Raw genomic sequence first — 25,306 nt, forward strand, 5'->3', positions numbered from 1 at the left:
CGGGCAGCCGGCCCATCCAGTCGATCTCACCACGAGCCACCCGGATCGCCTCATCGCACTCCTTCAACGTCGCCAACCGGCCCTGCCGGAAGGTGGCGTACTCGTGCAGCAGATTCCACAGCGCGCGAGCGGAATGCGCCTGACCGTCCAGCACCGCCGCCTGGGCCACGCTCAACTCCAGGCGGGCCACATGCGCCCGCGTCTGCTTTACCTTCGCCACACCGTGATCGTATCGTTTCGTTGCGTTACCGGGATGGAAACCGGACCCGGATGTGCGCGCGGACGGCATGTCGTGCACGGTCTCCACGCCCACGCCGATTTGGTGTTCGCCACGAAGTATCGGCGTGGGGCCTTCACCGGCCCGATGCCGGTCCGATGCGAACAGATCATGCGGAAGGTTTGTGCCGACTTCGAGGTCGAACTCGGTGAGTTCAACGGCGAGGACGGCCACGTCCACCTGCTGGTCCACCATCCGCCCAGGGTCGCCTGGTCCAGGCTGGTCAACTCGTTGAAGGGGTTCGGCTCGGATGCTGCGCAAGGAGTTCGGCGCCCACGCCCGCGAATACCTGTAGATGATCATTTCTGATTGGGCTCCTACTTCGCCGGGTCGGTTGGCCGGGGCCCCGCCGACCGTGCTCGAGCAGTACATCGAGCGGCAGAAACGGCCGGTCTGATCGGGGTGGACGCCGGTTCACCTGACGGCGAATCGGCTGTTCTTGCCCCGCTACGCGGGACGGCCCGCTTCACCCCCGGCCTGAAGACCGGAGCACTACGGACGAAACCGGTAGATGCTGCTGCCGTCAGCCGCGAGCCGGTATGCCGACAGATGCCCGCGCTCCCGTAGGTCATCGCGAAGCGTGTCCAGAGCCCGCCGGATCTTCTGCAACGAAGCGTCTTTGCGGAGCCAGACACAGGTGCGAAGCGCCACGACATCTCTGAACGAATAAAGGATCGGCGGGTGGGGTCAGGCGTCTCCCCCACCGTCTGCGGACAGCAGGAACCAGAGGACGCAGCGGGGTCTCTCCTCGGTGAACCCCCAGCGTGAGGACAGCGTGCGGATCAGGCGGATGCCGCGCCCGGAGGTGGCCGGCTCTTCGCCCGTGTCCGGGGTGATGCTCGGCACGGTCCGCCCGCCCTCGTCGCCCACTTCGATCCGGACGCCGTCACCCTCCTCGACCACCACCGCGACGGCGATCACCGAGGTATCGGTGTGCACCAGGGAGTTGGTGACCGCCTCCGACAGCAGCAACACGGCGTCGTCGTGGCGGGGATGGTCGCTGAGGATCTTGCTCAGCCAGCGCCGGGCCTCGCCCGCGGAGGTCTCGGTGGCGGGGAAGGCGGCGCTCTCCGTTCGCCGGGTGTGGGTGCTCATCTGGTCGGTCGTCCTACATAGGGGGAGGTCGAGGTCATGCGGGTCACGCGGCCGGCCTGGCCGCGGTGCGCGTACGGCCGGTCATTAGGACGTCCCGCTCCGCCTGGCGCATCTGCTCGGTGAGCTCCTGCGCGGTGGATTCCTCCACGATCAGCGGATACGGGGCCGGGAACATCGCCACGGCGTAGAAGCGGCGGCTCCATGGTCCGTACAGGATCGTCCAGGCCGGTTCGAGCCGGTCGAGCAGTACGGCGGTGGCGCGGGCGCGCGGGTCGGGATCGCCGGGCTCGACCGGTACGTAGGGCCGTCCGAGGGTGTGGCGGCCGGTCGGCTCGGCATTACGCCCGTACAGGCGCCACCGGCGTTTAGGCTGCGTCACGGGTCAGGACCACCTTCCTGATCAGGGACCCGTACGGCGCTCTCATCGCCTACCGGTCCCGACTTTCGGGAGCGCTACGGGCTGTAGCAGTGCAATCATGGAAAGTGATCGACGATGGTATAAGGGCAACGGTGTGGTCGGGTGCGGCCGCGCCGGACCACTATCCCGAGGGGTGTCATGGCCGCAGACCCGATCGACCCGCACGCCTCCGCATGGCATTTGTTCGGCGCGGTCATGCGCCGCTGCAGGGAGAGCGAACCCAAGATCGCCCTGCGCCGCGTGGCGGCCGATCTCTACATCGACCATTCCAACCTGGCCAAATGGGAGCGCGGTGAGCGCACGCCCCCGCCTGAGATGGTCCCCCGCCTGGACGAGGTGTACGGTGCGCGCGGCATTCTGACCGCGCTGTACGGGACGCTGGTGCGTCTCAACGCCGCCGCCGAGTCAGACCGGCTGCGCGCGGGTAGATATATGGAAAACCCCGCATATCGCAATGGAGATGACGATATGGAACGCCGGGCCGCCCTCCAGCTCCTCGCCGGACTCACCGGACTCGGCGTGCTCGGCACCCCCGGTATCTCAGGTGAACCTCTCCGCCGGCTCCTGGAGCTGTCCCCTGACCAGGCCCACCGCGCCATCGAAGACTGGGAGCTGACCTGCGCCGACCACCTGCACGCGCTGCGCACCCGACCCCCCGCACAGGTCGCCGCCGACCTCCTCATCGACCTGCTCGCGGTACGGCGCCAGTTGGACGCCTCCACCCCCGAAGACGTGATCGAACTCCAGCGGGTCATGGCGGCGCTCTCCACTCTCCACGCCAACGTGCTGACCCGCCTGGGCGATCACGGTGCCGCCATCCGCTGGTGGCGCACCGCACGCCAGGCCGCCGACGCCTCAGGAGACCTCGAACTACAGCTCAGCGTGCGCGCCACCGAGACCGGACACGGCCTCTTCGGACAACGCGATCCGGCGACCGTCCTGAGGCTCACGCAGAACGCCCAGCAGATCGCGGGAGATCACCCATCCCTGGGACTGGCGCTGGTCCTCTGCTCTGAGGCCAAGGCGCTCATGCTCCTCGGAAGGCACGCGGAAGCCCAGCAGACTTTGAAAACCTTCCGCGACCTTGTCACGGCTGATCCGCCAGCGGTGAGCATCATGACCGGCTACTGGAAATACGGGCAACTACCCAACGCCGAGAACACGATCTACGCGGGTGTAGGCAATGAGGCCGAAGCGAACAGCGCGGGCGAGCGCCTGCTCGCCGTCAACAGCGATTATGCGACGGCGGCCAGTGTTCGCCTGAAGGGAGCCCTCTGCACGGTCGTCAACGGGGGCATCGATCAAGGGATGCAACTGGCGGCCTTGGTGATCGATGCCCTGCCACAGGTCTACAACGACAAGATCGTGCTCCAAACCGGACGGATGGTGCTCAGCGCCGTGCCCAGGCACCAGCGCGACCGCCCCTCTGTTGCCGAGTTCCGTGAGATGCTGGCCCTCGAATCTGCCAAAAGCGCCTGACGACAGCCCTTCTCCAGACCGACCAGCGCGTGGCCGTGCAGGCGAATATCACGATCTGGGCGCCAACCCGCTATTGTGTTCCTCCCCCCAGCGGTACCAGACCAGGAGCGGCGACCTCGCCGATCATCTCGCGCAGTGCCGCGCCAGCCATGGCGTCGGGCAGCAGTGCGCTCCCCTCGATCCGGCCACCTCCGAGCGGAGCGCTCTCCGTGGTCAGGGCGGTGACCTGGCAGATACCGAGCGCGTCCCACCTCACGACTACCGTGATGCTCGGGACACAGACCTCCTACGGAGGCACCCGGACCAGGACGATCGGTTCGGCCGGACGGCGGGGCGCGGTCCCGTTCAGCAGGTGTATTCCTCCCAGGACGACCCAGGTGCGTCGCAGCCGCGCATTATTCTGCATGGCTGCTACCCCTTCCAGGATCGCGCACGTCAAGGTGCCCCTCGATGTCGTCGCTCGGCGTTTCCGGCCCGCCGCCGACAGGGGTGCGCGCCCGGAGAGTCATCCGGTCGGATCCACGGACCGAACTGGCGGCGGCATAAGGTGTGGCGGGTGACTCACGGTGTGCCTGGACAAGTGACCTTGGACGCGGCAGGCGCCGATGCTCGCCTCGCTGTGCTGGAGTTCGATGACGCTCGGGCCTGGCTGGAGCGGGCTCGTCAAAGGCCGATGGAGCCGCTGGCGGCGGAGGTCTGGATTACTGACCCTGCCCTCAAGCACGTCCTGCTTGTAAGGCATCGCCGGCGGGGATGGGTCCCGCCTGGAGGCAAGGTCGAGCCAGGTGAGACGCCTCGAGCCGCCGCGTCCCGTGAACTTGTGGAGGAGACCGGTCTGCAGGCTGAGCTGCTTCCTGTTCCGGCGGCGGTGTCCGTACGCTCCTACCGTGCGGATTGGTCGCCGACGTTGGGCCTGTCGTACGCCGCGATCATCGACCGTGATGTTCCGCTCGGTGGGGAGAGTGACCAGCCGCCGAAGTGGTTCGAGCTCGGCGACGAGTGGGAGAGCGTCTTCCCGGAAGACCGCAACCGCATCCAGACGCACGTGCGCCGACTGGCAGCCGAGCACCCGAGAGAGGTGAGCTGAGCCCGTCGCCGAGCATCCATCAGATGATCTTGTCGATCTGAGTGAGAGCGTCGCTGGGCAGCGTCAGGAGCTGAAGGTCGTGCAAGAAGCGGAACCCATACCGGTGTTAGCCCGGGCTGCGCCGTGAACTTCGGTTCGCTGACGTGCTCGGCGGCGTAGGCAGCGGTGCGTTGCGCGTACCACTGGAGCTGGTCGGGGGGGTATCCATCGGGGGGCACGCACCTCTCGGACAGACGGCGGAGTTGACCGGCTGCCTGGGCCTGGTAGATCCACCAGCGATGGTCGGCCCCGCCGTCACTCGGGCGGCGGCACCGGTTGAGCCGCCATGCGGTCAGCAACAGCTGGAGGTGGGCGACTGCCAGGCCGACTTCTTCGGCGAGCTCCGCGATTGCGGCCTGCTCGGGGCCGCCGTGCTGGTCGATGTGACCGGCGACGGGCGCCCGGCTGTTGAAGGGCACGCAGGCCGGTCACGAGGGTGCTCAGGTAGTCGAGTCGTGGCAAGGCCAGGCCTGCCGCCAGTTCCGTCATGCGCGCCTTGGATCGCCACACGGCGTGCGGGGCCGGCTGCCGGGTGTCGCCTCCTAAGGCCCGCATCAGCGCCATCGTGCCGGCGACGATGACGCCTCCCTCGCCGGAGGCGACGAGCTTGTAGGTGTGGGTGGAGAAGGTGGCCAGGGTGCCCCAGCCGCTGGCTGGCCGTCCCTCGACGTCGACGCCCCAGGCCTGGGCGCAGTCCTCGATGAGGGCGATGTCGCACTCGCGTCTTCGCCCTACCTCGGCGCCCAGACCCTCCGCGTCCTGGTCGCCATGGCACTGCTCCTCCTGAGACTATGGCTGTGTGCCCGCACGCTATGCCCACCACGACGACGGCCGGTCACAACCGAACCGTCCCCGCCCGCCGTCATCACCCTCGCCCTGGGAGTGGGCGTCATCGGCGGCATCTACGGGGCGGCGGATCCATCCTCGGCCCCCATCCTGGCCGGCCGCGGCGTGCCCATCGCCCACGTCGCCCCCGCCTCCACCTTCCTCGCCTCGATCGCCGACGCCGCCTACGCCCTGCTGTCCCTCCTCACCCACGGCCCCATTAGCCCCGAGCCCCTCACTGCTCAACCTGCAGGCAGACACTGTGGACTACGCTCGCATCACCGACGCAGATCCACCCCGCGTGTGCGGGGAACGCTGTGGCATGCCGCCGGAAATCCGGAGAGGGCAACTATCACCCATCCGCGGGGAGCACCGAACCACGTCGCCCACCGCGTAGCAGTAAAGGAACCATCCCCGCGTGCGCGGGGAGCTACCTGTAGACGGCGGCCAGGTGGTTGATGATGGGACCCCGCGCGGGGATGGTCCCGGTCGCATCGGCGCCCTGGAGTCCTGGGGCGGTGCTCCCCGCGCACGCGGGGATGGCCCAGTGGAGAACACGGTCGTGCCACTGTCCGCGTTCTGCTGCCCATGCTCGCAGAGTTTCCGACACGGTTATCTTTGATATTGACCGGCCAAGCCCTCGCTTTTGACCAAGCGACCCCAGCGGGCCGAGCGGGCGAACCGGGGCGCTGTTCGGGCCACTACAAGTCAAGGTGTGCCGCCGTCCCTCTCCAAGACGGCGGCACACTTGTTCACTTAGATGTGTTCAGGTGACCCCGCGTTTGGGGGTCCTTGGGGATAATTGGATCGCGCCACGAAGAATTCCTCGACGAGGTCGAACAACGCCCGAATCCGGTCCTCCTCGCCGCTGCATTCAGCATCGCCCGCCTGCCCTGACCCGGCCCTGCGCGCGTCGAGCAGTTCGGCCGCAAGAACAGGCCACGCAAGGTTCGCGCCACTGCCCAATCGCTCGGCCGCCCATTCATTAAAACCATGCAGCAAGGTCCAGCCGGTGGCCATATCCGCACCAATCAGGAACGCCGCGGCCTCATCGAAGGTCCTCAGACCGTAGGAGGTGGGACGACGTCGCGCGTCTCTCAGTCTGTACCGAAGATCGATGTCCATGTCACATCAGTTGAAGTGGAGGTAGTTCTGGTGAAATGGGCGTGAAAACAAGGTCTTCCCCATATTGCCAGTGGTTCCGATACTCTTCCATTGATTCACCTTTGGGACCTGTCCAGGAATCGAAGACCCGATTGTCCTTGACCAGGACGTCATGATAGCGCCAGAAGGTATCCTGGTCTCGATACTTAGGAAGATATGGGGCACCGTATCGGTCGGTTATGCGGTAGCGTGTTCCGCCGAGTTTCATCTGTATATCCATGGCGACTCGATCGCAACCGTTGCTCTTGCAGATCTTGGAGACCGGCAGAGGCCTCCAGTTGGGCCCCAGATCGGGGACCGGCCCACGTCCTATCGGCCCTGCAGGGGCACCGAATTCCATCCCGGCGACGATGCCCAGGCGCCCGAGTGTGTCACCGATGGCGGACCAATCGTCCTTCCACGCTCCCTTTGAGCAGGTGTGGAGCAAGCATTCCACGAAGCCGGGGCCGTCTCCGTCGTCGCCTCGGAAGCCTCCGCCGCCGTAGTTCTGCGAGGGATCGTACTCCCATCCGTCTGTGGGCGGCAGGCTCGGTGAGTTCTGCGTGACGGTATCGCTGCGCGGCTGGACGGGAGTGGGCGAAGCCTGCGGTACACGCGTGGTCGGTGCGACGACTTCCACGCAGTCACATTGGACATATTCTTCCCCATTGCCGCCGGCGCCCCCACTGTCGTCCTTCTGCTTGCAGCCTTTCTTGCACGGTTGGCTTCCGCAGTTCTTTTTACAGGACTGACCGCCACCGCAGTTCTTTTTACAACTGGTTCCTCCGCCCTTGCCGTTCGGACCCATTCCTGAGCAGTTCTTGGTGCACTTGGTCCCCGAGCAGTTCTTTATGCAGCTTCCGTGGCAGTTCTTGATGCACGTGCTCACGCAGTTTTTGGCGCATCTGCTGGTGCAGTTCTGCTTGCAGCTTCCGTGGCAGTTCTTGAGACAGGCACTGCTGCAGTTCTTCACGCATTTGGTGGTCGGCGAGCTGTTCCCGCTGGACCGGTTGCCGCCGCCACCGCCACCGCCTTGGCCGCCACCGCCTTGGCCGCCGCCGCCTTGGCCGCCACCACCCTTACCGCCAGCGCCCCCGCTGCCACCCTTACCTCCACCCTTGCCACCCTTACCTCCGCCCTTGCCACCGCTGCCACCTTTGCCACCCTTACCTCCATCCTTCGGGTTCTTGGCTGGCGGCTCGTATGGTGTGGGCGTTTTCTCGTACCGCGGCGGAAGGGCGATGACGCTCCACTCGTCGTCATTGGACCCGCCGCCGTCTCCTCCTGTCGGCCACAGCCCTTGGTGACCGGACGGGTCGATGGTCGTCAGAGGGTTGGCGTTGCCGTAGACGTAACCATTCTGCTGAAGTGACGGGTCCGGGGAGAGGTTCCAGCTGTCATGACTGGTGAAGGCCCCGGTGCCGGGCTGGTACCAGCGGCTTAGCATATTCACCTTCCCGGAGTCCGGGTCGGTCCATTCGCCCTGGTATCCCAGGTCATGCCTGGTGCCGTTCCGGGCGACCTCCTCGCCGAACGGGTTGTAGGCGACCGAGTCGCTCAGCGTGTTCCCGGTGCCCTGGAAGGTGCCGATGACGTCCCCGTGCAGATCGGTCAGGGCGAAGCGCGGGCCGGTGCCGTCCGAGATGCTGACGGGCTCGCCGTTGATGCCTCTGCCGAAGGTGGCCTGCCTGGCGCCGGCGGCGTCGGTCGTCGCAACGACGTCATTGCCCAGATCCGCGTAGATGAAGCGGCTGACCGCCGTGCCCTGGGTACGACCGGTGACCCGGTCCAGGGCGTCGTAGGTGTAGGTGGCCTGCCCGTCGCTGGTCATCCGGTCGAAGGCGTCGAACTGGAGCTGCTTGGTCACCGCGCCCGTAGTCTGGCTCTTGAGGGTGCCTCGCGCCGTGTAGGTGTAGCTGGATCCGCCGCCGGTCAGCAGCCTGTTGCGCTCATCGTAGGTGAAGGTCTGGGTCCCGGCCTTGACGCGGTTCCCGGAATCGTCCCAGGCGTAGTCCGTGACGGCTCCGCCCGGCGCGGTCCAGGAGGTCAGCCGGTTGCTCCAGTCGTAGGTGTAGGTGTTGGTCCCCGCGCCTGCTGTACCTGTGGTCGTCTTGGTGGTGAGGTTGTCGTCGCGGTCGTAGCCGTAGGTGATCGAAGCGAGTGTGGCGTTGGACGACGACTTCAACGTGTCGCCGGTGAGCCGGTTCATTGGGTCGTAGGTGTAGGTGCGCTTGGGCCCGCCGACGCCGTAGGAGATGTCGGTGAGCCGGTCACCGACGTCATAGCCGTAGGTCAGCGTGGTGGAGGTCACCGAATCGCTGAAGGTCTTGAGCCGGTTGGCATCGTCCCAGGTGAAGGATGCGGTGCCGGACGCGTCGGTCCGCTGGACCAGACGGTCGTCGGCGTCGTAGCTGAAGGACGACAGGGTACCGGGCGTGCCCTGCTTGGCGGTCGTCAGCAGCAGGCCACGGTCGTTGAAGTCGAAGTCGAGATCGCCGACGCCGGTGGGCCGGCCAGCCAGGTCCCAGGTGAAGGTCTTGGCCTGGGTGGCGGCCTCGGCGCCGGTGCCCTGCTCGCTCACCAGCCGGTTGAGGTGATCGTAGGTGTTGTCGACCCGGACACCGCCCGGCCGTAGAAGGCTGACGAGGTTACCCGCCGCGTCGTAGACGCTGGTCGAGGTGCGGTCCTGCAGGTTGGGATGGGCCTGGGTGGAGGGCTCGATCCGACTCTCTAGCAAGCCCATCGTGTTGTAAGTGGCGAGGAAGGAGTTGCCGCGCCCGTCGGTCGTGCGTGTGAGCTGTCCTTCGGCGTCGTAGCCGAAGGATGTGGTGATGCTCTTGGTGGCTGACACGGGCTCGATCAGCTGGGTCAACTGGTTGGCGCCGTCGAAGGAGCGGCGGGTGACGTGGCCTTCGGGGCTGGTCTCCGTGATGAGGTTCCCCACCCCGTCATGATCGAAGCCGTAGGTGCGCGATACCCCGCCGGAGGAATTGAGGTCTTTGACGGTGGTCTCGCGCCCGGCCAGATCGTACTCGGTGGTGGTGGAGTTGCCGAGCGCGTCGGTGACCTTTGTGGTCCGGCCAGCCAGATCGTAGTCGAAGCTCCGGGAGTGTCCGAGCGCGTCGGTCTGCGAGATGGGTTCACCCACGGGGTTGTAGGCCGTCTGGCTGCGGTTTCCCGCAGGCAATTTGAGGGCGAGAAGGTTTCCGGCGGTGTCGTACTCGGCGGTCGTGGTGAGCGCGACGGCGGTGGGCTTCCGTTCGAGCTGTGTCGCGGTGACCTGGCGGCCGAGTCCGTCATAGGTGGCCTCCACACGCGATCCTGTCTGATCGGTGGACGAGAGCAACTCGCCGGTCAAGGTGTAGCTATAGTCCCAGGTGCCCCGTGCGGCTTGATTGGCGGCCGCGGGATCGGTGACGCGCACCGTCCGCCCCAGTGCGTCGTAGGTGGCGTTGGTGACGTAGCCGCGCGGATCGGTCACCGATACGACGTGGCCTGCGGGGTCGTAGCCGAACACGACCTTGGGCGTGATGGCCGCGCCACCGGGAGCCGTGTACGAGGCGCCGGTGATCGAGGTCATCCTGCCCGCCTTATCAAAGGCGGCCACGCTGGTATGGTTCTCCGGGCTGACCTGGTGGGTCAGCTCTCCCGCGGCGTCGTAACCCATCTGGGACGTGGGGCGCTGGGTGACTGCGGGTGAGCCGCCGTGCTCAACCTTCCCCGGCGGCCCCTGGACCTGGACACTCCTGCCCAGCGCGTCGTAGCCGATGAGGGTCGTGTAATCCATCCGGTCCGCGCCGGGAAGGTTGCCACGCGGATCGGTCACCTCGGTGACCAGGCCACGGTCGTCCACTGTCCAGGACGTCTTCAGGTCCGTGGCGCCGTTCTCGGTCGTCCGCTCGATGAGCTGGTCGCCGGCGTCGTAGCCGTAGGACTCCAGTTCGGTTCGCGTGGTGCCTGCGGCCTGCCATTTCACCTGGATGACATTGTCGTCGGCGTCATAGGTGTAGTTGGTCTTCCTGGCCAGCCCTGCCGGGTCCACGGTCGTCGAGGTAAGGCGTCCCGCGGCGTCGTAGACGTAATCGGTCCTGGTCTTGCCGCCTCCGGTGATCTCCCGGGTGAGGTTGCCCGCGGCGTCGTAGTCCGTCGAGGCCAGCACCACGTCAACCGGCGTCGTCGAGGCGTTGAGCTTGACCTGGTCGGCTATCGCCTCGGCGAGCGTGTCGTCACGGTTATAGGTGTAGCGCGTCGTGCGACCCAGTGCGTCGGTCTCGGACGCCAGGCGCCCGCCCGGGTCGTAGGCGTAGGAGTGCACGACCACGTCGTGAGGCGCTTCGGGACTTGTGGGGCTGCCGGTCCAGGCACGCAACGTGACGGTGGCGGACTCGCCGCGCGCTGTGTACCCGTAGTCGTATCGGGCCCCCTCCGCGTCGGTCGTGCTGACCAGTCGTCCCATGTGGTCGTACGCCCGGAGAGCGGTCGCCCCTTCAGGCCCGGTCACCTTACCCAGGCGACCGTAGGCGTCATACTCGTAGGTGGTCGTCCGGTCGGGATCTCCGCCGGTGAGATCGGCCATGGTGCTGGTGACCACGTTGCCGTCGGCGTCGTAGGTATTGCGGAGCTCGGTGGTGTGCGTGACACCGCTGACCCGGTTCTTCACCCCCGAGCCTGTCTCCTTGGCGATACGCCCCATGGCGTCGTAGGCGTACGTCAAGGTGGTCGACGTGCCCGACGTCGCGGTGGCGGCCGCCTGTTGAGCGGAGCGGACGACAGGGGTGTCCTTGTCGGACTGGATCTCGCTCTCCGACAGCGCCCGGTCGTAGACGCGGACCTCGTCGATCACCCCGGCGAAGTACTCGCCCCAGACACTGTTACCACCGATGCGCAACGGCCCGCCGTCGGCACGCAGATTCCCAGAGAAGGCGGATTCGTCAACCTTGTTCCCATTGACGTAGAACTGAAGCTTGGTGCCGTCGTAGCTGAGGGCCAGGTGCGACCAGGTGTTGGACGGCAAATCCTGAGGAGCGTTCACTTCGCCCTCGGTCCCGCTGGTGTTCACCGCCCATCCGTTCGGCTGTGCTCCGTTGGACGCGTAGAGGGCGTAGGACAGCCCGCCGCTGAACTCCTTCATCAAAACCTGCCGCCAGCTGTCCTGGGAGCTCGGTTTGACCCATGCCATGAGAGTCATCCCCTGCGACAGGCGCAGTGAAGGGGAATCAGGCACGGTAACCCACGAGGAGGTGCCGTTGAACTGGAGCGCCTTACCGAACTTGCCGGAGGCCACCCAGGAGGTGTCGGTGGCGACGCCGGCCTGATGCTTACCGGAGTCATCGTCGATCGCCGTCCCGGCGCCCGCGTCGAAGCCGTACGCCGCCACGAGGCCCGCAGGACCCGGATCTCCCGGGTCAGGATCGGGAGTGGGGTCACCCGCCTCTGGCGTGCTGGAGATCTGAGTGGTGGATGCCGGGCGCCCCAGGGCGTCATAGGTGTACCGGGTGATCAGACCGGTCGGCTCGGTGACCTGGGCCAGGTCCCCGGCGGCCGTATAGGCGTACGTACGCTGGTTGCCCTTGGGGTCGGTCTCGGTCTTGAGAAGGCCGGCCGGTGTCAGGCCTCCGCCCATCGCGGGCTCCGAGCCGTCGGTGTAGGCGTAGGTGGTGGAACGCCCGCTAGGGAAGTCAGTGGTGGCCGGGCCGGTCTCCTTGGCCTCCTCCCCGAACGCCGTGTACTCCCACTTGGTCGCGTACGTGTCGCTCGTGCCGCTCGCTGATCGTGCGTCACGGTAGGCGATCATCTGATCGTTGCGCGGGTCGAACTTGTCGGCGGGATTCAGATGAAAGGTGGTGTAGGAGGTCTGGCAGTTGTTCGAGGATCGGCACTTGGTCACGCTGAGTTCGTTGCCACGCTCATCATGGGTGACCTGCGTGGTGTTTTTGTTCCTGTCGGTGACCTTGGATAGATATCCGCCGATGTCGTACTCGTAGGTCGTGCTCTGGTTTAGCTGATCCGTCTGGCGGGTGATCCGCATCTCCCTGAGCGCGTCGTGCACCGAGGTCAAGGTCCCCTCGTGGGGATCGGTTACCGTGACCGTGGCCTGGGGGTCCCCCTCCGGGTTCGCCGAATACTGCGCAACGCCCAGCTTCCACAGGCCGCCGTCGGAGTCGGTATGGGTCCGCAAGCGCCCACCGTCGGCAGCGTAACTGTTCTCAGCCCACACACGTCCGGATGGCAGCGTGGCCTTGGTCATCTGCGGCACCGCCGCCCCCGCCTGGTAGTGGGCGCGGATCTCGGACGCGTTCAGCGATCGACTGTAGATCGCCACCTCGTCGAGGTCACCCGCGAAGGGGAAGACCTGGGTGGAGCCAGTGGAGGAAGGCCAAGAGGGCGAGGTGTACCCCGAGCCAAGGCGCGTGTAGAACTGGTCCCGGTGGTCTATGCCACCGGTACGCGTGCCCGCGGCCTGTCCGTCCAGGTACAACGTCTGGCTGACGCCGTCGCCGGTCAGCACAACGTGATGCCACTGGCCGTTGTTAATCGCCGAAGTCGACGTGATAGGCGACGCCTGCCCGTTCCAGAACTGCGCGCGCAGCTTCCCGTCGGTCCCCACGTACATCACGGGGGTGAAGTTCTGCGGCATGCCTGAGGAGGTGGAGCTGTTATGCCCGACCACCACGCCCGACCCGGTGGTCTTCAGCCACGCCTCGACGGTCAGGTGCGTTCCCCTGCCACTGATCGCCGAATCCGGAAGCCTGACGTATGAACTGGCGGGCGAAGCGCCCGCAAATCGGACCGCAGAGTCGGCCGAACCGCTGAGCGCTCCTGGGACCCCCGTCGTGGCATCGTAGACGCCGGGGCCGCCGTCGAATAACGCGGAGTCGAGGCCGAGCTTCCGTCCTAGAGCGCTGGCCAGTTTCGAGCCGTGGGCGCCGCTACTCTCGTCCAGCCGCCAGTAACTGTAGGGCATCGAGTTCTCCACGCTGTTGCTGTAGCGGGAGGCGTCGGCGTAGGTGAACTCGGTGCAAGCGGTGGCGGATCCCGGGCCGCACACCTTGACCAGCTTGTCCCCGTCGTAGGTGTACGCCCAGCTCAGCGGGCTTCCGTTCACCGGATCGGTCGAGACACCGACCGCGTGGCTCCCGCTCCAGGTGAAATACAGCGACCGCCCGCCAGTGGCCGTTACCTTGGACAGCCTGCCGTCGGAGCCGTACACAAGTTGCTGCGCACGCCCGCGGTTGTCAGTCACGCTGGTGACACGGCCTTGTGCGTCGAACGCATACGAGGTGGCGGACTTGTCCATCAGCCGCCACCCGCCGCCGGTGACCGTGGCCAGGGTCACGTAGACGCCCTGCGGCGGCGCGTATCCGCCGTCCCCTGTGGAGCCGAACCGCATCTGCCGGCCGTCCGGATAGGTGACCAGCACCGTCTGGCTGTCGGGTTCGTTCACCAGCCGCATGTCCCACCGCGTGCTCCAGCCGGTGCCGAACATGCCGTCGTTACGCGGGTCGAGGCTGTTGTAGGTCCGGGTGACGGCCAGCGGCGGACCCACCGTGGTCACCGAAGCGTCTGTCACCGTCTGGACATAGTTGCCCACCACCCGATTGAACTCCCGATCACCGGTGCCGCTGCCCAGCAACGAATTGATCGACGGCTGCTCCGGCTGAGGGATGAAGCTCATCCAATCCGAGGTGTGGGACAGGCTGTTGGATGTGTCCTCGGCCTGCACCGACCACCAATAAGTCTTGCCCCATTTGAGCTTGTTCGAGGGTACGTCCCAAGTGCCCGTGACGTTCCGGCCGGAGCCTTCGCACCAATCCGAGCCGCCCGACGGCCCCGACGGCCCCGAGCACACTTGGAACCAATACACGACCTGCCTGCCGGTGGCGGAGCTCGCCCAGGCGCCGAGCGTAGGGGTCAACGACCCGACGAGTGCCTCGTCCCTCGGCCGGAACATCTGAAAGGTCGGCGGCTCGGGCTCTGGGGCCACATAGCACGGTCCCAGGTCCTGCCACGCGGTCGTCGTCATCGGCGGCGACAGTTGCGAGCCACGCACGGCCTTGAAGTCGTGCGGCTCGGTCATACCCTGGGTCACGTTGAAGTAAGAGACGATCTGTCCCGTCTCGTAGGGCCATAACAGCGACCACGCGGGGTAGGAGCAGTCCGACGCCGCAGCCGCCTGCGCCGCCGGGGTGGAACCACTCGCAGCTGGCACGCTTCTTGAAGGTGACCGCGGCGGCTTCAGCCCGCCCTTGGCAGGTTCATGAGTAACCGGATGCCGGACTTCAAGCGGCAGCGCGCCCTTAGGCTTCTTACCGGCGTTTCCCACGGCATTGGACGCGGATGCGCCGGAGGCGGTCGTCTCCTTGGCCGGCACCAAATGTGGCAAGTTGGCCGCAGATCCTATCTGCTGGACAGGTGTTTCCAAACCTGCGGTCGACATCGGTGCGATCGCCCGCACGGCGGCCTCCGCCGACGCGTTCGAGGGCACCTCGTCGCTCAGCACAGCCCCCGAGGCTAACAACGTCGCTAAGATTAAAAATGACGTACAGGTACGCAATCGCCGCCGAATTCGAGCATGGAACATCGTTCAGTCTCCTTCTTTATGGCATGAAAAAGTCAACAGTCAGGGATGTGGAAGATCCTCGCCTCGCCGCGCGCCGCCCCGTCGAAAATTGCCTTAGGCGACCAATTGCACGGTAATTGGCGAAGGTCACCTTGCCAATGGTGATCCAGATCACATCGCAAGGCGTATCGGAGACTGTGAGCAGGGTGATCGCGTCGACCGCTCAGGCGAGGCCCTTGACGGCCTCAACATCACCAGCGGGTGCTGAACTGGCTCGCAGAGATGCGCCTGAATCGGTGCAGGCACCGGGTGGGCTCAGTCGTCGCTCCGGAAGGTGGCGGGCTTGGGGCTGCTCACTGCTGCTGAAGCTTGCCCACGCCCCCATACAGCCCGGTCTGCGCTGGAGGGATGTCTTCAGCGATCCCATCAGGTCGCGATTCGGGGACGAACACCACGCCGGGGTCGACGAGGTCGAACCCTGCGAAGAAGTGCGAGACCTCGTCCTGATCACGTAGCGAGGTCGGTGAGGTTACCCGTGCGTAGACGGCTTTCACCCAGTTGAACAGCCGACGCTGGTCTGCGAGCGCGCTCTGGTATCCCGTCGCGGTGCCGTGACTGATGGCCAGATAGCTGCCAGCGGGCAGAGCATCGCGGAAGGTGCCGATGATGTCGGCAGGTCGGTCATCGTCGTGGACGAAGCATCATTTCAGACGGAGGCATTTCACGCGATTCGCGGCGGCGCATTGGCGCGCAGTCGTGCCCCAGGGGCGGGCGAGCCCGCACCAGGAGCACGACTTCGGTGGTCGACCCGGCGACCTTGCTATGGAGCCTTTCGGGAGCGGCGGCGACTCCGGTGCCGTCGATGCCCAGCAAAGAGGTGTAACGCCCTCGTTCCAGGCCTCCTGCGTGATGTCGCCGCGCTCAAGCTCGGCGCGCAGGCGGCGCCCGGTGAGGTGGACGGTAATGGCGTACAGGCACGCCTCCTCGAGCGGTCCGCGTTCCAGGGAGAAGGCGCGGGCGCAGTCGTCCAGGCTGGTGGTGGACTCCACCGAAGTCGAATATGAAGGCCTCGAAGGGCACGCGGGCTCCTTTGGTCATCGGGTGATTGGGATGTGGGCGGGTGCGGCGCTCGGTGTGGGGATATGAAGCTCGGCGGTGCGGACGATGGCATCAATGAGGTGGACGACGCGTTCCGCGCGCCGCGCGGAACATCGTGGTTCGCGGGCTTCCCGGAGCGCGTTGGCGAGGTCGAGGACACCCAAGCCGCGGCTGGAAGGTCCAGAGATCGGGGCGGGAGGGAGGGTGTCCCAGCTTCGGGAGCCGTAGGCGCGGTGCAGCACATGGCCGTCGTGGAAGTTCGGGTCGGGCAGGACTAGGGTGCACTCGGCGCCGTGGATCTCCAGGTGCGGCGCTTGGGAGCCGACGGCGTCGAAGCTCGTGGTCAGCGTGACGGGTGTCCCGGTGTCGGTGTCCAGCAGGGCGGCCACGTAGGTGAGCTTCGGGGGTGGTCAGGGCGTACGCCTTGTCCAGGATCTTCATGCGCTGCTGATGTGTGAAGTCGCCGGACGGCTGGGCGAAGATCGGGATGGACAGCCATGCCTTCTTTTCCGCCATCATGCTGTGCTGAGCGTTGACCTCGGTTTCCAGGAAGGTCAGCGCCCGGCGGCAGCCAGGTGTTCGGTAACGGCCTTCAGCGGCAGCTTGGGATTCACATCGGCGGCCAGGGACGGCGTGTAGCCGTACTCGCGGACGGCGATCTGGTGGATCAGCGTGGTGAGCGAGGGTCCGGTGCGCGCGGTCTTCTCCTCCGGGTGGGCGACTCGGGCGAAGCCACCGCCGATGTTGAACACGAACCGGCCGCCGGGCCGCAGAACGTCGCGGAACGCGGCGAATGTGGCCCGGACGTCGGTCTTCCAGATCGCCGAGTTGCACACCACGGCGTCGGCCATGCCGGGGACGTGCTCGGCAAGGTCCTCGCGGCCCGGGCGGTGACCCAGGACAGGCGCGGGCCGGTCACGGTACGGCGGCCGACCTGCTGCATGGCTGCGGCGTTGTCCAGGGAGATGACCTGGGCCTCGGCTGGGACCAGGGCGAGGATCGCTTCAGCGGCCGCGCCGGTTCCGCCGCAAAGGTCGACCACCAGGCGGCTATCGGAGACACGTGTGCGGCGAGTTGATGACGCACGTGCCTGACACCCAATGCTCGTGGGCAAGGCGAGTTCGCGAGCGAGGCCTCGTCGTCGGCTGCGCGGATGGGGGATGCCCGTTAGGGCGAAGGGGCGAAGCCCCCTGGGGAATACAGTCCGAGCCGGAGGCGAGGCCCATTGCCGGCTGGGCGATTAGTCCCCAGGCTTCGCCCGCGAGTCGCGTCGCCCGGGTACGGGGGCGGCTCGCGGGCGGGCGGGGGGCTGCGGTCAGTCGGGGTCGTAGGCGAGGTTGGGGCGGAGCCAGCGTTCGATCTCGGCGAGGTCGACGCCGCGCCGCTTGGCGTAGTCCTCGGCCTGGTCGCGGCCGATGCGGCCCACGGTGAAGTACCGCGAGGCGGGGTGCGCGAAGATCAGCCCGCTGACGCTGGCGGCCGGGGTCATCGCGTAGGACTCGGTCAGGTTCATGCCGAGCCGCTCGGCGTCGAGCAGTTCGAACAGGTCGCGCTTCTCGCTGTGGTCCGGGCTCGCCGGGTAGCCGAAGGCGGGGCGGATGCCACGGAACCGCTCGGCGTGCAGCTCCTCGTACCGGGGGGCGGCGTCCGGCTCGAACCAGTCGCGCCGCGCCTGGAGGTGGACGTACTCGGCGAACGCCTCGGCGAAGCGGTCGGCCAGTGCCTTGACCATGATCGCGTGGTAGTCGTCCTGCCGGTCCTCGAAGGTGCGGGCGAGTTCCTCGGCGCCGTGGACGGCCACGGCGAACCCGCCGAGGTGGTCTCCGGCCGTGGCCACGTAGTCGGCGAGGGACCGGTTGGGACGGCCCGCCGGCTTGGAGGTCTGCTGGCGCAGCATCGGCAGCCGCAGGTCGCCCTGGTCTCCCACGCGGACCACGATGTCGTCGCCCTCGGAGTGGGCGGGCCAGAACGCGTACACGCCCTGGGCGCGGAAGGACCCGTCCGCGATGATCTGGTCGAGCAGGACGTTCGCCTCGTCGTAGAGCTCGCGGGCCTCCGGCTGCTCCAGGATCGCCGGGTACTTGCCCTTGAGCTGCCAGGCGAGGAAGAAGAACTGCCAGTCGATGAACTCGCGGAGGGTGGCGAGGTCGGGCTCGACGAGGCGGGCGCCGGTGAAGGCGGGAACGGGCAGCTCGTCGAACGGCACCTGCTCACGGTTCGCGCGTGCCTGCTCCAGGGTGAGCAGGGGACGCTGCTCGCGGTTCGCGTACTGCTCGCGCAGGCGCTCCTGCTCCGCACGGTTGCTCTTGGCCAGTTCCTCGGCCCGGTCGGCGTCGAGCAGGTCCGAGACCACGCCGACGACGCGGGACGCGTCCAGCACGTGGACGGTGGTGCCGTCGTAGGCGGGGGCGATGCGCACCGCCGTGTGCTGGCGGGAGGTGGTGGCGCCGCCGATCAGCAGGGGCAGTTTCAGGCCGCGCCGCTTCATCTCGGTGGCGACGGAGACCATCTCGTCCAGGGACGGGGTGATCAGCCCGGACAGGCCGACGGCGTCGGCGCCCTCGGCGATCGCGGTGTCGAGGATCGTGTTGGCGGGGACCATGACGCCGAGGTCGATGACCTCGTAGTTGTTGCAGCCGAGCACGACGCCGACGATGTTCTTGCCGATGTCGTGGACGTCGCCCTTGACCGTGGCGAGGACGACCTTGCCGTTGCCGCGGATGACGTCGGCGCGGCCCTCCAGACGCGCCTGCTCCTTCTCGGCCTCCATGTACGGCTCCAGGTAGGCGACCGCGCGCTTCATCACGCGCGCGCTCTTCACCACCTGCGGCAGGAACATCTTCCCCGCGCCGAACAGGTCGCCGACGACCTTCATGCCGTCCATCAGCGCGCCCTCGATCACGTCGAGCGGGCGCGCGGCCCTCTGCCGGGCCTCCTCGGTGTCGTCCTCGATGAAGTCCACGATGCCGTGCACGAGCGCGTGGGACAGGCGCTTCTCCACCGGGGCCTCGCGCCAGGACAGGTCCACCGTGCGGCGGGTGCCCGTCCCGCTGACCGTCTCGGCGAAGGAGACGAGCCGGTCGGTGGCGTCGGGGCGGCGGTCGAACAGAACGTCCTCGACGAGTTCGAGCAGGTCGGCGGGGATGTCCTGGTAGACCGCGAGCTGACCGGCGTTGACGATGCCCATGTCCAGCCCGGCGCGGACGGCGTGGAGGAGGAACGCCGAGTGCATCGCCTCGCGGACGACGTCGTTGCCGCGGAAGGAGAACGACAGGTTGGAGATGCCGCCGCTGGTGCGCGCGCCGGGGCAGCGCTGCTTGATCAGCGGGAGCGCGTCGATGAACGCCTTGGCGTAGCCGTTGTGCTCGACGATGCCGGTGGCGACGGCGAGCACGTTGGGGTCGAAGACGATGTCCTCGGCGGGGAAGCCGGCCTCCTGGGTGAGCAGGTCGTAGGCGCGGCCGCAGATCTCCACCTTGCGCTCGGTGGTGTCGGCCTGGCCCTGCTCGTCGAAGGCCATGACGACCACGCCGGCGCCGTAGTCGCGGATGCGCCGGGCCTGCTCCAGGAACGGGCCCTCGCCCTCCTTGAGGCTGATGGAGTTGACCACGCCCTTGCCCTGCACGCACTTGAGGCCGGCCTCCAGCACGCTCCACCGCGAACTGTCGATCATGATGGGGGTGCGGGCGACCTCGGGCTCGGTCGCGATCAGGTTGAGGAAGGTGGTCATGGCCTGCTCGCTGTCGAGCAGGTCGGCGTCCATGTTGACGTCGAGCAGGTTGGCCCCGCCGCGCACCTGCTCCAGCGCGACGTCCACGGCGGCCTGGTGGTCGTTCGCCTCGATCAGGCGCCGGAACCGGGCGGACCCGGTGACGTTGGTGCGCTCGCCGATCATGACGAACCCCGTGTCGGGGCCGATCTCGAACGGCTCCAGGCCGCTGAAGCGGGTGCTCGCCGCGGGCGCGGGAACCGGGCGGGGCTGCGCGTCCGCCACGGTGGCGGCGATCCGCGCGATGTGCCCGGGCGTGGTCCCGCAGCACCCGCCGACGATGTTCACCATGCCGGACGCGACGAACTCGCTGAGCAGCCCGGCGGTCTCCTCCGGCGTCTCGTCGTAGCCGCCGAACGCGTTCGGCAGGCCGGCGTTGGGGTGGCACGCGGTGTACACGCCGGCCAGCCGCGACAACTCGGCGATGTGCGGGCGCATCTCGGCGGCGCCCAGCGAGCAGTTCACGCCGACGACCAGCGGGTGGGCGTGCTCGATCGCGTTCCAGAACGCCTCGACCGTCTGCCCGGACAGCGTGCGCCCGCTCAGGTCGACGATGGTCACCGAGATCCACAGCGGCAGGTGGGGCGCGACGTCGCGCGCGGCGGCGATGGCGGCCTTCGCGTTCAGCGTGTCGAAGATCGTCTCGATCAGCAGCAGGTCGACGCCGCCGTCCGCCAGCGCCTGGATCTGCTCGGCGTACGAGGCGCGCACGTCGTCGAACGTCACCGCGCGGTACGCGGGGTCCTCCACGCGGGGGGACAGCGAAAGCGTCACGTTCAGCGGGCCGATCGAGCCCGCGACGAAACGCCCGCCCGCCTCGTCCGCGGCCTGCCGCGCGAGCTGGGCTCCGCGCAGGTTCATCTCGCGCACGTACGCCTGGAGCCCGTAGTCGGCCTGGCCGATGCTCGTCGCCGTGAACGTGTTCGTGGTGGTGATGTCCGCGCCGGCCGCGAAGTACTGGCGGTGGACGTCGAGCACGAGATCCGGGCGCGTCAGGTTGAGCAGGTCCGGGTCACCGGTCACGTCGTACGGGTGGTCGTCGAAACGGCCCCCGCCGCGATAGTCGGCCGGCGTCAGGCCCGCGGCCTGCAACATGGTGCCCCAGGCTCCGTCGAGCACCACCACCCGCCGGTCCAAAAGCTCCCGTAGAGCCTCGGTTCCCACCGGACCACCTCCCCATACGGAAGGCGCCCGAGGAGCTGTTCCGGCCGAGCTCCATCACAGCGCCTCTGAGCTTGAAACCCCAAGATACAAGAGCGCATGGCGAGCCCAGAACGGCCCGCGACCCCAGGGCGGGTCATTACGGGGGCCCTCTGGGGTGCGGCCACCCCGCCGACGGCACGGGCCTGGAGAAAGGCCACGTCATTCGGGACGCCGAATGCCCCGCCGCGGTGCGTCACATCGGGCGCGAATGGACGTCATGAAGAATCGAAAGCGTTCCGCCGTTTTCCGCGTACCGGAGAGAGGGCTCCGCCGGCGTGAAAAGTGCGCATCATCAAAGAAAAGCGCAAATGAATTCATACGCGCGTGCACGTCCATGTACGGCGCGGGGCGCGCGTGACGTGGGCGCACGGGTTCGGCGCCTGGACGAGCGGGCGATACGGGACGGCCCGCCGCGGTTCCGCTCGAATCGTGACGGGCCGGGAGCCGTGCTCAGGCGGGGGAACCGGAGATCACGCTGCCGTAGCCGGCCTCGATGATCATCTTAGCGATCGGGACGTACTCCTCCTGGCCGGTCAGGGGGGTGGTGCCGAGGCCGTCGACGTACCGGTTGAACATGCAGAAGGCGGCGGCGATGAGCACCGTGTCGTGGATCTCCAGGTCGCCGGCTCCCGCCTGGTGCGCGGCGGCGATCGCCTCGGCGGTCACGGCCTTCCCGCCCTCGCGCACCTGGGCGGCGACGTCGAGCAGGGCGCGCATCTTCGGCGACACGTCGGCCGTGTGCGGGTTCGCGCAGGCCGCGGCCACCTGCTCCTGGCCGCCGGGAAGCTGCTCGGCGGCCATCGCCCCGTGGATGGAGCCACAGAAGTCGCAGTCGTTGAGCCGGGACACGTAGGCGGCGATCAGTTCGCGCTCGCCGCGGCTCAGCGTGTTGTCGGCCCGCAGGAGCACGTCGACGAGGTCGTTCAGGGGTTTGGCCGTCTCCGGCCGATAGAGCATGGGCCCCACGATGCCGGGGGCGTCGTTTCCTAGCGAGATATGCGGCATGCCGCCGATTCAATGGGACGGGATGCCGCCGTCACCAGATCTCTCGCCGGCTCAAAGGGGTCGCCTAGGGGGCACGGAAAACGCTTCCCCGCGACGGCGACGCGTCGCGTCCCGGCGAGTGCAGGCGAGCGCCTCCCGGTTCGGGGCCGACAGATCCCGTTGAGGACCCCCGCGGCCGGTCAGACGATGGGTCAGACCCCACCGGGAGGCGATCACCTACATCCTCACCGTCAAACGAAGGCGTAGCACTCGACCTCGGCGCGGCGGCTGGAGAGGCCGGCCTTCACCAGGTAGACCACGCAGCGGCGTTCCCGCTTGTTGAGCTTGAGCGTGCCGCAGACGGTGATGCCGGAGTACGTCCGGCAGTCGAGGTTCTCGTTGAACGCCCCGATGCGGTACGTCACCCGCACATCGTGGCGGCACTGCCGGCGCGCCCTGCGGGTGTCGGCGTAACGGCACTGGTTGTAGAGGATCTTGTATTGGGTCGCGCTCACGGTGATCTTGGCCGCGCGCTTCTTGCCCGCCGCCGGAGGCGCCCCCTTACCTCCCGGTGGAGGCGTCCCGCCTCCGCCTCCCCCGGTCACCACGGACGCGGGCGGGGCGGAAATCCCCTCCGGGGCGAGCGCCGAGGCGGATACCTGGGTCGCGGCGAGCGCCGAGGCGGTGAAGACGAGCAGCGCGGTCGCGGCGAGTGTGCGATTCATAGTGCTCTCCCCTGATCACGCGCCGCGTTCACGGCCGGGCTAGGGGGGTCAAAATGACAGATACCCGGACGTGCTGGAAAAAACGCATCTGAGACCAGGCGTCACCTGCGAGGATCCGGACCGGCCAGCGCCGAGAGCACCGTCTCGGCGATGAGCCGGTGCCCCGCGGCGCCGGGATGATCGCCGTCGGCGGCCAGCAGCGCGGTGTCGTCGCGCGTCCCGTCCTCCCCCTTGAACGCCGTGTAAAGGTCCGCGAACAGGACGCCGGACGCGGCGGCCGAGGCGGCGAGCGCCTCGTTGACGGCCACGGTGAGCCGATCGCTGCCCGCGGCGTACTTCGGGCCCCGGGCGCGTCCGGCGGCGCCGTCCAGGAAGACGTTCCAGTACCCGGTCACCACCACGCGCCCGCCGGGCCCCCGCAGCGCGTGGATCCTGCTCAGGAGGGTGTCCATGTTGGCCCGCAGCCGGGCCAGCTCCGTCCCGTAGCAGGCGAGGTCCACGCCGCAGGAGTCGTCCTCGACGCCCTCCTCCGCGAAGTCGTTCGCCCCGATGGTGATCACCGTCAGATCCGCCCCCGCCACCCCGGCCCGCACGGTGTCGTCGTCCAGCATGTCCAGCAGGCCCTGGGTGGTCAGGCCCGCGGCGGCGAGGTTCGACCCGGCGACCGGCGTGCCCTGGCGGGCCGACAGGGCCTCGGCGACGAGCGCCACATAGGAGACGCAGTCGCAGCCCGACCCGGCGGGTACGGAGTCGCCGAGGCCGAGGACGGACTCCACCGCCCGGCGCCCCTCGCTCGCCGGCGGACCGGCGGCCTCTGGCGGACCGGCCGTCCACGGCGCCGCGAGGGCAGTGTGCGCGCGCGGCGCTCCGGACGCGGAGGCGACGTCCGGCGCCACCGCGGACGTCACGGCCGTGGCGAGGATCGTCACGGCCGTCCCGAACCGGCGGGACCGGGACCTCTGATGCGCGTACCCCGAGAACATGCTGAGAGAAGCTACTCCTGTCGGTGGCCGCCGCTCACGCTTTGCGCATGATTCGCCACGTCGCGTCGAGGATCGACGCGTCTGGACCGTCACGAGCATCGGCGAAGGATCCGGCGGAAGGCGGAAGGTCCGGTGAAGGGGTCGGTGAGGGCTTCGGCGGAGGAGCCGGGCGCGGGTGTCAGCCCGCCTTGCCGAGCAGGCGGGCGAGGACGGCGGCGTTGCTGATCCGCACGTCCTTCGTGGCGGTGAGCAGGGTCACGGGCGGCTCACGGAGCAGTTCGCGCAGCCGCTCCAGGGCTGGACGGTGGCGGGAGTCCTCCAGTTCGGCGAGGTAGCGGCCCTCGAACTCCGGGAACCTGCCCGGGTCGTGGCCGTACCAGGCCCGCAGCTCGTCGGACGGCGCGATGTCCTTGAGCCACAGATCCACGTGCGCGGCCGCCTCGGACAGGCCCCTCGGCCAGAGACGGTCCACCAGGACGCGGGCCCCGTCCTTCGGGGAAGGGTCGTCGTAGATCCGGCGCACCTGTACAGGCGACATGTCCCCCCGTCCGACGCGGGCGCCCGCCGATCTCTTCGGCGGGACGCCGGTCTCGATGACTGAAGGAAGTATGCCCAGGTATGGGGGTTTTCATCCCATCGCGGCGGCAGGCCGGGCGGGCGCCCCAGAGCCGGATCAGGCCGGAGGGGCGACCGGCGCGGAGTCGAGGGCACCGTCGAGGCGGCCGTCGAAGGCGGCGAGCAGGAGACGGGCCTCGCCGGCGTCGAGGCGGCGGGCGATCATCACGACTGCCGTCTTGACCTCGTGCCCGGCGGCGGCCAGCGCGCCACGGGCGGCGGCGAGGTCCGCGCCGGTGATGTCGGCGACGATGCGCGCGGCCCGGTCGACGAGCTTGGCGTTGCTCGCGGACACCTCGATCATGTAGTTCCCGAACGTGCGCCCGCACTTGATCATCGAGATCGTCGAGATCATGTTCAAGACGAGCTTCTGCGCCGTCCCGGCCTTCAGCCGGGTCGAGCCGGTGACCACCTCGGGGCCGACGATGACCTCGATCGCGTGCTCGGCGGCCTCCGACAGCGGCCCCCCGCCGTTGCAGGACAGCCCGGCGGTGAGCGCGCCGAGCCGGCGGGCCTGCGCGACGGCGGCCACCACGAACGGCGCCCGTCCGCTCGCGGAGATGCCCACCACCGAGTCCAGGGGGCCCACCCGCTGCTCGCGGATCGCGGCGGCGCCCGCGCCGGCGTCGTCCTCGGCGCCCTCCACGGACCGGGTCAGCGCGCCCTCGCCGCCGGCGATGATGCCGCGCACGACCTCGGGGTCGGTACCGAAGGTCGGCGGGCACTCCGAGGCGTCCAGCACCGCGAGCCGCCCGGAGGTGCCCGCGCCGACGTACAGCAGCCGGCCGCCGTCACGCATGCGGGCGGCGATGTCCTCGATCGCGGCCGAGATCGCCGGCACGGCGCGGGCCACGGCGGCCGGGACGGTGGAGTCGGCGGCGTTCATCAGCCGGGCGATCTCCTCGGTGGGCAGCCGGTCGATCCTGCGGTAGCGGGGATCGCTCTGCTCGGTCGTGGCAAGCGCTGCTGGTGGTCGGGTCATCAGTCCTCATTCCGAAATATCCCG

Annotated in this window: 15 protein-coding genes and 5 pseudogenes; 3 read left to right on the top strand and 17 right to left on the bottom strand. The window is 68.0% G+C overall.

Annotated features, from left to right (window positions below; all coding sequences use genetic code 11):
- A pseudogene (locus AB0M95_RS18565) lies at positions 1 to 220 on the bottom strand (RNA-guided endonuclease TnpB family protein); the annotation flags it as partial.
- A 33-nt stretch (positions 221 to 253) separates the two neighbouring features.
- On the opposite strand from AB0M95_RS18565, the pseudogene tnpA reads away from it, so the two are divergent.
- A pseudogene (gene tnpA, locus AB0M95_RS18570) lies at positions 254 to 674 on the top strand (IS200/IS605 family transposase).
- 290 nt (positions 675 to 964) lie between these two features.
- On the opposite strand, the gene AB0M95_RS18575 reads toward tnpA, so the two are convergent.
- Positions 965 to 1,372 carry an ATP-binding protein gene (locus tag AB0M95_RS18575; RefSeq protein ID WP_363765765.1) on the bottom strand — a complete coding sequence of 136 codons (408 nt, stop codon included), beginning with the start codon at positions 1,370 to 1,372 and terminating at the stop codon, positions 965 to 967.
- 43 nt (positions 1,373 to 1,415) lie between these two features.
- On the bottom strand, positions 1,416 to 1,751 hold the full coding sequence (locus AB0M95_RS18580) for a hypothetical protein (protein WP_363765766.1): 336 nt from the start codon (positions 1,749 to 1,751) through the stop codon (positions 1,416 to 1,418).
- A gap of 219 nt (positions 1,752 to 1,970) precedes the next feature.
- Between AB0M95_RS18580 and AB0M95_RS18585 the strand changes: the two genes are divergently transcribed.
- Positions 1,971 to 3,269: a helix-turn-helix transcriptional regulator gene (locus AB0M95_RS18585; RefSeq protein ID WP_363765768.1), complete on the top strand. Its 1,299-nt coding sequence runs from the start codon at positions 1,971 to 1,973 to the stop codon at positions 3,267 to 3,269.
- Positions 3,270 to 3,339: 70 nt separating this feature from the next.
- Here the strand turns inward: AB0M95_RS18585 and AB0M95_RS18590 are convergent, their stop codons facing one another.
- Complete coding sequence (locus tag AB0M95_RS18590) at positions 3,340 to 3,525, bottom strand: hypothetical protein (protein WP_363765770.1); 186 nt, start codon at positions 3,523 to 3,525, stop codon at positions 3,340 to 3,342.
- 417 nt (positions 3,526 to 3,942) lie between these two features.
- Between AB0M95_RS18590 and AB0M95_RS18595 the strand changes: the two genes are divergently transcribed.
- Positions 3,943 to 4,356, top strand: a complete 414-nt coding sequence (locus AB0M95_RS18595) for an NUDIX hydrolase (RefSeq protein ID WP_363765997.1) — start codon at positions 3,943 to 3,945, stop codon at positions 4,354 to 4,356.
- A 272-nt stretch (positions 4,357 to 4,628) separates the two neighbouring features.
- Here AB0M95_RS18595 and AB0M95_RS18600 read toward each other — a convergent pair.
- The 13 genes and pseudogenes from AB0M95_RS18600 to murQ form a co-directional block, all read right to left on the bottom strand.
- A pseudogene (locus tag AB0M95_RS18600) lies at positions 4,629 to 4,814 on the bottom strand (NUDIX domain-containing protein); the annotation flags it as partial.
- A gap of 19 nt (positions 4,815 to 4,833) precedes the next feature.
- A pseudogene (locus AB0M95_RS18605) lies at positions 4,834 to 5,142 on the bottom strand (DegT/DnrJ/EryC1/StrS family aminotransferase); the annotation flags it as partial.
- Positions 5,143 to 5,976: 834 nt separating this feature from the next.
- Positions 5,977 to 6,345, bottom strand: a complete 369-nt coding sequence (locus AB0M95_RS18610; protein ID WP_363765773.1) for a hypothetical protein — start codon at positions 6,343 to 6,345, stop codon at positions 5,977 to 5,979.
- Position 6,346: 1 nt separating this feature from the next.
- Positions 6,347 to 14,944 carry a LamG-like jellyroll fold domain-containing protein gene (locus tag AB0M95_RS18615; protein ID WP_363765776.1) on the bottom strand — a complete coding sequence of 2,866 codons (8,598 nt, stop codon included), beginning with the start codon at positions 14,942 to 14,944 and terminating at the stop codon, positions 6,347 to 6,349.
- A gap of 332 nt (positions 14,945 to 15,276) precedes the next feature.
- Positions 15,277 to 15,609, bottom strand: a pseudogene (locus tag AB0M95_RS18620) (SAM-dependent methyltransferase); the annotation flags it as partial.
- 408 nt (positions 15,610 to 16,017) lie between these two features.
- On the bottom strand, positions 16,018 to 16,410 hold the full coding sequence (locus AB0M95_RS18625) for a hypothetical protein (protein ID WP_363765778.1): 393 nt from the start codon (positions 16,408 to 16,410) through the stop codon (positions 16,018 to 16,020).
- A gap of 165 nt (positions 16,411 to 16,575) precedes the next feature.
- Positions 16,576 to 16,872, bottom strand: coding sequence for a class I SAM-dependent methyltransferase (locus AB0M95_RS18630; RefSeq protein WP_363765781.1), 297 nt, complete (start codon positions 16,870 to 16,872; stop codon positions 16,576 to 16,578).
- Positions 16,873 to 17,336: 464 nt separating this feature from the next.
- The gene (gene metH / locus AB0M95_RS18635; protein ID WP_363765784.1) at positions 17,337 to 20,954 is read right to left on the bottom strand and encodes a methionine synthase; all 3,618 of its coding nucleotides are present in this window, start codon (positions 20,952 to 20,954) and stop codon (positions 17,337 to 17,339) included.
- A 489-nt stretch (positions 20,955 to 21,443) separates the two neighbouring features.
- The gene (locus AB0M95_RS18640) at positions 21,444 to 21,950 is read right to left on the bottom strand and encodes a peroxidase-related enzyme (RefSeq protein WP_363765787.1); all 507 of its coding nucleotides are present in this window, start codon (positions 21,948 to 21,950) and stop codon (positions 21,444 to 21,446) included.
- Between the two features lie 278 nt (positions 21,951 to 22,228).
- On the bottom strand, positions 22,229 to 22,702 hold the full coding sequence (locus tag AB0M95_RS18645; protein ID WP_363765790.1) for a hypothetical protein: 474 nt from the start codon (positions 22,700 to 22,702) through the stop codon (positions 22,229 to 22,231).
- 101 nt (positions 22,703 to 22,803) lie between these two features.
- Positions 22,804 to 23,685 (bottom strand): SGNH/GDSL hydrolase family protein, encoded by an 882-nt coding sequence (locus AB0M95_RS18650; RefSeq protein ID WP_363765793.1) that lies wholly within the window; start codon positions 23,683 to 23,685, stop codon positions 22,804 to 22,806.
- A 178-nt stretch (positions 23,686 to 23,863) separates the two neighbouring features.
- Positions 23,864 to 24,223, bottom strand: coding sequence for a DUF488 family protein (locus AB0M95_RS18655; protein ID WP_363765796.1), 360 nt, complete (start codon positions 24,221 to 24,223; stop codon positions 23,864 to 23,866).
- Between the two features lie 135 nt (positions 24,224 to 24,358).
- A complete protein-coding gene (gene murQ / locus AB0M95_RS18660; RefSeq protein WP_363765798.1) occupies positions 24,359 to 25,282 on the bottom strand; it encodes an N-acetylmuramic acid 6-phosphate etherase in 924 nt (307 codons plus the stop codon).
- Positions 25,283 to 25,306: the final 24 nt, after the last annotated feature.

The sequence above is a fragment of the Sphaerisporangium sp. NPDC051017 genome, assembly GCF_040683095.1.
Lineage (GTDB): Bacteria > Actinomycetota > Actinomycetes > Streptosporangiales > Streptosporangiaceae > Sphaerisporangium.